Annotated in this window: 11 protein-coding genes and 1 pseudogene; 10 read left to right on the plus strand and 2 right to left on the minus strand. The window is 35.0% G+C overall.

What is annotated here, in order from left to right; translation table 11 throughout:
- A partial coding sequence (locus SULYE_RS03295; RefSeq protein ID WP_007546478.1) for an adenylosuccinate synthase occupies positions 1-1237 on the minus strand: 1237 nt, incomplete at its 3' end.
- A gap of 13 nt (positions 1238-1250) precedes the next feature.
- A complete protein-coding gene (gene rph, locus SULYE_RS03300; RefSeq protein ID WP_007546479.1) occupies positions 1251-2024 on the minus strand; it encodes a ribonuclease PH in 774 nt (257 codons plus the stop codon).
- 296 nt (positions 2025-2320) lie between these two features.
- Between rph and SULYE_RS03305 the strand changes: the two genes are divergently transcribed.
- From SULYE_RS03305 to SULYE_RS03350, 10 genes and pseudogenes are all read left to right on the plus strand, one after another.
- On the plus strand, positions 2321-2542 hold the full coding sequence (locus tag SULYE_RS03305) for a hypothetical protein (protein ID WP_007546480.1): 222 nt from the start codon (positions 2321-2323) through the stop codon (positions 2540-2542).
- A gap of 200 nt (positions 2543-2742) precedes the next feature.
- On the plus strand, positions 2743-4047 hold the full coding sequence (locus tag SULYE_RS03310) for an FCSD flavin-binding domain-containing protein (RefSeq protein ID WP_007546482.1): 1305 nt from the start codon (positions 2743-2745) through the stop codon (positions 4045-4047).
- Positions 4048-4170: 123 nt separating this feature from the next.
- Complete coding sequence (locus SULYE_RS03315) at positions 4171-4887, plus strand: Rieske 2Fe-2S domain-containing protein (RefSeq protein ID WP_007546484.1); 717 nt, start codon at positions 4171-4173, stop codon at positions 4885-4887.
- The gene (locus tag SULYE_RS03320; RefSeq protein ID WP_007546486.1) at positions 4862-6139 is read left to right on the plus strand and encodes an NAD(P)/FAD-dependent oxidoreductase; all 1278 of its coding nucleotides are present in this window, start codon (positions 4862-4864) and stop codon (positions 6137-6139) included. The genes SULYE_RS03315 and SULYE_RS03320 overlap by 26 nt, the downstream gene beginning before the upstream one ends.
- Before the next feature lie 129 nt (positions 6140-6268).
- Positions 6269-6793 (plus strand): sulfur oxidation c-type cytochrome SoxX, encoded by a 525-nt coding sequence (gene soxX, locus SULYE_RS03325; RefSeq protein ID WP_007546487.1) that lies wholly within the window; start codon positions 6269-6271, stop codon positions 6791-6793.
- 3 nt (positions 6794-6796) lie between these two features.
- Entirely contained in the window at positions 6797-7243 is a 447-nt protein-coding gene (locus SULYE_RS03330) for a thioredoxin family protein (protein ID WP_007546489.1), read from the plus strand.
- A gap of 11 nt (positions 7244-7254) precedes the next feature.
- A complete protein-coding gene (gene soxY, locus SULYE_RS03335) occupies positions 7255-7734 on the plus strand; it encodes a thiosulfate oxidation carrier protein SoxY (RefSeq protein ID WP_007546491.1) in 480 nt (159 codons plus the stop codon).
- A 13-nt stretch (positions 7735-7747) separates the two neighbouring features.
- Positions 7748-8077, plus strand: a complete 330-nt coding sequence (soxZ, locus tag SULYE_RS03340; RefSeq protein WP_007546493.1) for a thiosulfate oxidation carrier complex protein SoxZ — start codon at positions 7748-7750, stop codon at positions 8075-8077.
- A gap of 62 nt (positions 8078-8139) precedes the next feature.
- On the plus strand, positions 8140-8733 hold the full coding sequence (gene soxA, locus SULYE_RS03345; protein ID WP_007546495.1) for a sulfur oxidation c-type cytochrome SoxA: 594 nt from the start codon (positions 8140-8142) through the stop codon (positions 8731-8733).
- Positions 8669-8985: pseudogene (locus SULYE_RS03350) on the plus strand (thiosulfohydrolase SoxB); the annotation flags it as partial. The gene soxA and the pseudogene SULYE_RS03350, both read left to right, overlap by 65 nt.

The raw sequence follows: 8985 nt of genomic DNA on the forward strand, positions 1-8985 counted from the left end.
ACTTTACGCCTGTATTTTCCTCTATGGTTTTTATAAATTCCTTAGCATTTTCCGGTAATTTTGTAATATCTTTTAATCCTTTTGTTGAAGTTTTCCAACCTTTTATAGTTTTATAGATAGGTTTACATTTGGCCAGTACTTGTAATGATGCCGGAAACTCTGTAATAATCTGTCCTTCGTAGTCATAAGCTACGCAAACATTGATCTCATCAAAAACATCAAGAACATCCAACTTTGTTATTATTAAACCGTCGATTCCGTTTGTTCTACATGCAAATCTTAAAGCTACTAAATCAAGCCAGCCACATCTTCTCGGTCTACCGGTTGTAGAACCATACTCATGACCTTCTTCTCTTAATCTTTCACCGATTCCATCATTTAGCTCTGTTGGAAATGGACCTTCTCCAACTCTTGTAGTATAGGCTTTACTTACTCCATAAACTTTTGCTTGACCGATTAGCTTTGGAGCAACTCCTGTACCGTTGCAGATGCCAAGAGCAGATGCATTAGAAGACGTTACATATGGATATGTTCCCATATCTATATCAAGCATCGTTCCTTGTGCACCTTCAAAAAGTACTTTTTTACCTTCCTTCATTACTTTATCAAGAAGATAAGAAGTGTCGGCTACTAAATCTTTTATTTTTTCAAAGTTAGAAAGTGTATTTTCATACAATTCATTTAAATCAAGATTAAACGTTTCCCCGTAAACTTTTTCAGCAATTTCTTTTGCTTCATTGAAAGCTTTTTCAAGTCTAATTCTAAAATATTCTTTATCAAATAAATCAACAATTCTTATACCAGTCCTTGCATACTTAGCCATATAGGCCGGTCCAATGCCTTTTAAGGTTGTCCCTACTTTATCCTTTCCTTTAGATTTTTCTGACAAGCTGTCTAATATTTTGTGATATGGAAATACAATATGACATCTTTCACTTATGTATAGTTTATCTTTAAAATCTTTGACAACATCTTTAACCTGATCCATCTCTTTTAAAAGCTCTTCTAAATCTACAACAACGCCGTTAGAAATGATATTTTTAACACCTTCGTGTAAAATACCGGATGGGATTAAGTGTAGAGTGTACTTTTTACCATTAGCTATAACTGTATGTCCTGCATTACTTCCACCTTGATATCTAACAACATAATCAAATTCAGGAGCAAGAAGGTCTACTATTTTACCTTTTCCTTCATCTCCCCATTGGGAGCCAAGAATTATCAAACTCTCTTTCAATTTTTACCTCCAATTACTCTTTGTATACAAATTCTTTAATATTTTTTCTTTCCCAGTGTCCGATCGATGGAATTCCTTCTATAAACTCTTTTTGAATCTTTATAAGTCTTTCTATTCCAGATTTTCCGTATTCAAGCATTTTATTAAAATCTTCTTGAGAAAATGTGTTTTCTTCACCTGTTGCCCCTATTTCTACAAACTCACCTTTACCGGTCATCACAAGGTTCATATCCACCTGCGCGTTTGAGTCTTCTGCATAATTAAGGTCTAAGACTATTTCATTTCTAACTTTTCCAATGCTTATAGCTGCAACGTAATCTTTTAGAGGATTGGCTTTTACTAAATTTTGTTTTGTTAGTTTTATACAAGCATCAGCAACTGCTATAAATGCCCCTGTAATAGATGCTACCCTTGTGCCACCGTCCGCCTGAATAACATCGCAATCTATCCAAATTGTTTTTTCTCCAAGTTTTTTAAGGTCAACCGCAGCCCTCAAGCTTCTTCCTATCAGTCTTTGTATTTCATGAGTTCTACCAGAAGGCGAACCCCTAACTACTTCTCTAAGACTTCTTGTTTCTGATGCTCTTGGAATCATTGAATACTCGGCAGTAATCCAACCTTGACCTGTGCCTTTTAAGAAAGGTGGAACTTTATCCTCAACAGATGCAGTAACTATAACCTTTGTATTTCCAAATTCTATTAGGACTGAACCTTCTGCGTAGATATTAAAGTCTCTGGTAATTTTTATAGGACGAAGTTGAGCAGGTTTTCTACCGTCTGGTCTCAAAGAATCCTCCTTAACTATATGATAATTGATATTATATCACGTATTAATGTTATAAATAGGTTGTAGTCAAAATTTTAATATGACTAAGAATAAGATATTTGTTTGTTATCATGAGGCTGTAAAGCCTAAGGTCTCCTGCTCTCAATATGGATTGCCTTTTGATCTATGATAGAATAAATTTTTATTATTAGCTATTTTGGAGATGTAAATGGCTTACGTGATAGATTATGAGCTTTCTTGATAAAAAATCAGAAGTTTTAGCACAGTAGAAAAAACTTGAGCTTAAAGACGAACTTATGAAAGAACTTGCTACAAAGGCTGATTTGGAAATATTAAAAACAGAATTAGAAGCTAAGATAGAAATAAGTCATAAAGAGCTTGAAGCTAAAATTGAGAAGGAAATTCTAAAGATAGACAGAAAGTTTACTATCATGTTTATTATCTTAGCTTTTTTAATCATCTTCATAAACAAAGATGCGATAGAGTTAATAATCAAACTTTTACCATTTGCGAAATAGTTGTTTCTCTATAATCATAATAATATGATTTGTCGAATGTAGTAAAAAAAACATAGAATTTATACTTCATATTCATCAATTCCTTCCAAACATTCTAATATCTTTATATTCAAATATCTTAATAAAAATATGTATTTGACAATAATTTAGGTGGCTATTAAAATTATTTTTGAAACTTAATATAGCAGGAGGTTAAAAACATGAAGATGGACAGGAGAGACTTTTTAAAGCTTTCGTGCGGTAGTGTAGTTGCTGCATCGTTGGTAGGCGGGGGCGCAAGCTTTACCTATGCAAAGGAGGCGGAGGAGCTTAATCTTCCTAAACCTTCCGCGAACTCACCAAGGGTAGTAATTGTAGGTGCTGGATGGTCTGGATTGGCTATTGCTAAATACATCAAGATGGGAAATCCTAAGGTGGATGTGGTACTTATTGATAAGAGAGAAGAGTTTTTCTCTTGTCCTGTAAGCAATCTTTGGCTGGTGGGTCTTGTAGACCTTGAATTTCTTGTTCACGACTATCTTGCACCAGCATCAAAGTACGGCTACCATATGCTTTCTGGAACATCAGTTATAGATGTAGACAGAAACGCAAGGAAGGTGTATACAGATAAAGGCGCTATTAGTTATGATTATCTTGTGCTTTCACCAGGTATAGATTACCACTATGAAGCATGGATAAAAGATCCTAAGGATATAGAGCTTGCTAAAGTGCGCTATCCTGCTGCTTTTATACCTGGTTCCGGACATTTAAAACTAAAACAAAAAATACAGGAATTTGAAGGTGGTACATTCGTAGTTACAGTGCCACCCGGTACTGACTTTAGATGTCCGCCGGGTCCATATGAAAGGGCAACTCTTATAGCTTGGTACTTTAAGAAGAATGATATAAAAGGAAAGGTAGTAATAGTAGACAATCATGAGAAGCCACCTGTTAAGGCAAAAGGATTCCAATACGCGTGGGACAACATTGTAAAAGACTATATAGAATACTATCCTAGTGCAAACATAAAGTCTATTGATGTAGCTGGTCGCAAGATTTTAACAGAAACTTATGGAGAAATAACTTTTGATGATGGCACCATATATCCTGTATGCAGAGCTGGGGATATAGTTTTCAAGGCAGGACTTGTTAAAAAAGGCGAAAGATGGCCTACTATAGATCCTACAAGGTACAATGCTATAGGAGATGACAGGGTTTATGTAACAGGGGATTCAAGAAATCAACCAATACCAAAGAGCGGAAATGCTGCTAACACAGAAGCTAAATATGTGGCTAAGCTTATACTTGCAAGAATTGCAAACAAAGAAATTGATTACATAGCACCAAGCAACATCTGCTACTCTGCTGTAGCGCCAAATCAAGCTATCTGGATAAGTGCTACCTATGAGTACCTTGGCGATGGCAAGTTCAAGCCCTCACCTAAATTAGACGAACAACCAACTGAGGCAAACTACAAAGCTTACATAGAGTGGGCGAAGGGGTTATATAGAGATATGTTTAGATAATCTTTTACTATTGCGCTTGAGAAATGTCAATTTTGCACCTAATAAATGGGGGGATTGATATCCCCCTTTTTTATTTTAAAATGAAATTGTTTTTAAAACTAAAATTGGGAGGTAAGAAAAATAATGGATAGAAGGACGCTTTTAAAAACATGTTCTGTTGTTGCAATAGAGATGATGGTTAATCCATCGCTTTTTAATAAGCTTCTTGCCCAAGAAAAAGAGCTTTATAAAGCATACCAAAAAACAATGCTCGTAAAAGAAAATGGTCAACCTTTTAGTACATCTGATATTCGGCCAAATACCGCTCTTTTATTTTTTTATCCCTATGCTTCTACTCCTTGTTATTTGATCAACACTGGGTCGGAAATTAAGCCTGCTAAAATTAAGCTAAACATTGGTAAAGAATACGAATTCAAAGGTGGAATAGGTAAAAATAAAAGCATTGTAGCTTACAGTGCAATATGTCCTCACCAATGGGCTTATCCAAATAAAGATTTCTCATTAATTAATTACTATCCACCAACAGAAAAATCGCAAGCAACAGGAAAAAGTGGAATAATCCAATGCTGTGCTCATATGTCTGTATTCGATATTAATAATGGAGGTCAGGTGTTAGAAGGACCGGCAGAATATCCGCTTGCTGCAATAGAGCTTATAGAAGAAAATGATATAATCTACGCTACAGGTGTGATTGGACCAAACCAATTTGGAGAGTTTTTTGATATGTATAAATCAGACCTTATTGCACAGTATGGAAACATTAGAAAGGCAAAAGAGGTTCTGGATAAAACCATAGTTATGGAGGTTGGGAAGTATGTTAAAGAACAAATTAAATGTTAGTAGAAGAGATTTTTTGGTTGGTACAGCTGCATTATCAGCATCAACGTTGATTAACTTTCAAACTTCAGCCTATGCAAAAGAGGAAAGACCAAGCTTAGCATCAAAAAAGGCAAAAGTAGTTATCATAGGTGGTGGGTATGGAGGAGTAAGTGCTGCCATATCTTTGAGAAAGCATAATAAAGATGTGGATATATTACTCATTGAGAAAAATGAGTTTTTTATTTCCTGTCCGATGAGTAATCTGTATATTGGCGATATTATGGAGTATTCAAAGCTATGTTATCCATACAATAACCTAACTGTTAAGCACAACATAAAAGTTTTACATGAAGAAGTTGATAATGTAGATTTGGATAAAAAAGTTATTTACACAAACAAAAGCAAAATTGAGTATGACTTTTTAGTATTATCTCCGGGTATTGATTATGACATAAAAGAAAGTCAGAAAGAGATGCTTCTTTACTATCCACCAGCATTCAAACCGGGCGGAGAACATCTATATCTAAAAAAACTTTTAAGTGAGTTTGAAGGTGGAGATATTGTGATGACTGCACCATCCTATCCTTATAGATGCCCACCAGCACCGTATGAAAGGGCAGCATTAGTATTAAACTATCTAAAAAGAAGAAATCTAAAAGCAAAGCTGTACTTTTTAGATGAAAACGAAAGACCAATAATTAATTCAGAAGGGTTCATGAATGCGTATTATGAACTATACAAAGGATATGCTGAGTACATAACAGGAGCAACAATAAAAGATATAGATTATATGAAAAAAGTAATAAAAACTTCTAACGGAGAGTTTAAATTTGATATAGCGAACATCATTCCACCGATGAAAGCATCAAGCTTGATTGAAAAGATAGGCCTCTTAGAAAAAGGTCAAAAATGGGTTGAGGTAGATACTTTTACATTTGAGACAAAAGTTCCTAATGTGTTTGTAATAGGAGATTCTGCAAGGTCTTTTCTTCCAAAGTCTGGATTTGGTGCTAACATGCAAGGAAAAGCCGTTGCAAACATAATAAATGAAAGGCTTACAGGAAAGAAATACAAGCAAGAAGAGCTTTTAATGGTTGTTTGTTATTCTATGGTCAGTGATAAAGAAGCGGTTATGTCTGAAACTTCATTTAGATTAAACTTAGAAACAAAAACAGTTACACCTATTCATAGAGAAGATAATACAAGAAAAGAAGTTAATGTTAAAAGATACCATGAATGGGCAAAAGGACTATGGAGAGAGATGTTCGGATAAACTGTTCCATTTGGGACAAAAACTGTTCCATTTGGGACATAGGTTTTTGTTATAACAAGTATTTAAGCCTCCCGAAAATTGGCATAGAATTTGTATTAAAATTTTTTAACAAAAAGATGGGAGGTTAAAATGAAGCTTAAAAAGTTTTTAACAATTGCTGGATTGGTTGGACTTACTGCAATCGGTGCGTATGCCTTAACTTTTCAAGAAGCAGGAATAGAAAATCCGGAAGGCAAATCTGTAATGCTAAAAGATGTCCCCCCGGAACCAAGATTGTTTGCAATTCCTCCTGATTGTAATTTAAAAGACAAAGAATCTTTAAAGAAATTGGCTGAAAAAGGAAAAGAAGTTTTCAATACAACTGCAAAAGGAAACTGTGTTGCTTGTCATTGTGCTAAGGATGCAAAAGGATGTGGAAACATAGGACCGGATCTAACAGGTTATAAAAACGGACTTTTCAAAGCTCCGGGTTATAGAGGAGAAGAAAAAACCTTAGATTGGCTATATCAAAAAATCGCTGATGGAAGAATATTGATTCCTAAGGATTTAGAAAATGTTCCATACTATCATATAATGACAGTTCAGCTTACAACAGGACAATTAACATACGAAGAAGTTTGCCAATTAACAGCATACTTACTAAGTCAGGAGTAATGTATGAAGCTTAAAAGCTTTTTTTTGATTTTTATATTAACTTTGTTTGGCATTTCAAATGCAGAAATAAACTGGGTCCCTCTTGATAAAGCTTTTGAAATAGCAAAAAAAGAGAATAAGCTTGTTTTTATGTATATTTACTCACCATCTTGTCATTACTGTGACATGATGGATTTTAACGTATTTGACAGTAGAAAAGTTGAAGACATGCTAAATAAGCAGTTTGTTCCTGTAAAATTAAGAAAATGCAGTAAAGAAGGTGTAGAGTTTAGAAAAAAATACGGATTTGTAGGAACACCAATGTTTTATTTCTTAGAACCGGATGGAAAGAAAATTAAAGCAATCTTTGGAGCCTGGGAAGAAAAAGATTTTGTTAAAATTTTAGAGTATTTCTCATCCGGAAGTTATAAAACGATGGATATGAACGAATTTTTTATGAAAACAAATTAGGAGGTATTTTTATGAACAGAAGAGAGCTTTTAAAAGGAGCAGCGTTGGCTGTTTCCGGTCTAACGTTCGGCAGCTCATTATTAACTGATGTCTTTGCTGTTGAGCTTGCAGATGCACCACCACCAAAAAAATCTTATGAAGAAGCATTAAAAGAAATTACCGGCGGAAAAACAGTTGCTGATTCAGACAAAGTAAAGCTTATTGCTCCGGAGATTGCAGAAAACGGGGCTGTTGTACCGGTTACTGTAGAAGTAGAGCTACCAATAGAGCAGGTTAAAGCGATCCATATTTTAGCAGATAAAAACCATAATGCTCGTACAATGAGCGTTGAGCTTACTCCAGCTAACGGAAAGGCTTACATATCAACGAGAATAAGACTTGCAGAATCTATGAACGTTGTCGCTATAGCACAGCTTGCAGATGGTAGCTTCATTAAAGCACAGAAGCCTGTAAAAGTTACAATAGGGCGGATGTGGATAATCAATAATTAAGGAGGATTAAAAGATGCCAAAAACAGCAATGGTAAAAATAGAACCAAAAGATTACAAAAAAGATGACTTGATAAAAGTTAATACGGTTATTATGCACCCAATGGATACAGGTTTAGTAAAAGACAAAGAATCAGGAAAGTATATTGCAGCTTACCACATTACAGACGTAGAAGTGTATTATGGAAATGAAAGAATTACTACCATGAAACTTTCTGGTTCTGTAAGTGCTAACCCGTTTATATCCTTCTATGTAAAAGCTACTAAAACTGCACCTTTAAAAATCGTTTGGAAAGATAACAAAGGAGATGTTACAGAAAAAGTAATCGATATAAACGTCGGATAATCTCGGCTGAGGGCTATAATAGCCCTCTCTTTTTTAAATTCTTTGAGGGAGGAAAATTGGCTATGAAATTAAAGGGTAAACTATTGCTTTTTGGAGCATTGGCTTTAGCTTCGGCATTTGGCATAAATGAAGCAATTTCGCAAGAAGCTGGACAAGCTATATCAGAGGAAGACTTAGCATTATATAAAACCGGGATAAATCCGGGAGAAGTTTTTGCTCAGGAAGTTGGCGGAAAGCTGTTTAATACGCCAATGGGGAAATCAAATAAATCCTGTGCATCTTGCCACAGTGAAGAAAAGCTTAAAAAAGCTGTCGGAACTTATCCAAAATACAACGAAAAATTAAACGCTGTAATATCACTACAGCAAAGAATTCAGATGTGTCAAAAACTAAACCAAGGCGTTGAAAACCCTTTCCCGCTTAAAAGTGAAGAAAACACTGCATTACTTACATATTTAAAGTATATAGCATCCGGAGAAAAAATTAACGTAGATACATCATCCAACCCGGTTGTTAAAGAGTACTATGATTATGGAAAGTATGTGTTTGAATTAAAAAGAGGAAAAAGAAATTTGTCGTGCCAAACCTGCCATGAATATTTCAAGAAGAGAGCTGTTTCATCTTGCTGCAATAGCAGGACTGTCTTTAACAGCTGAAGATGTTTTTGCAAAATTAAACGATTTAAACCCGGAAAAACTATTTGAGTTTAAACCCGTCGGAAACGTTACACTGTTACATATATGCGATATGCATGCACACCTTAAACCGCTCTACTGGAGAGAACCATCTACGCTAATTTCAGCAAGGGAGCTAATAGGAACTCCTGGATTTTTATGCGGCAAGGCATTTTTAAAATACTACGGCATAAAGCCAAATACAATGAGAGCTTACTTTGATACTTACATCGG

Origin of the sequence: Sulfurihydrogenibium yellowstonense SS-5 (assembly GCF_000173615.1) — a bacterium.
In the GTDB taxonomy this organism is placed as follows: domain Bacteria; phylum Aquificota; class Aquificia; order Aquificales; family Hydrogenothermaceae; genus Sulfurihydrogenibium; species Sulfurihydrogenibium yellowstonense.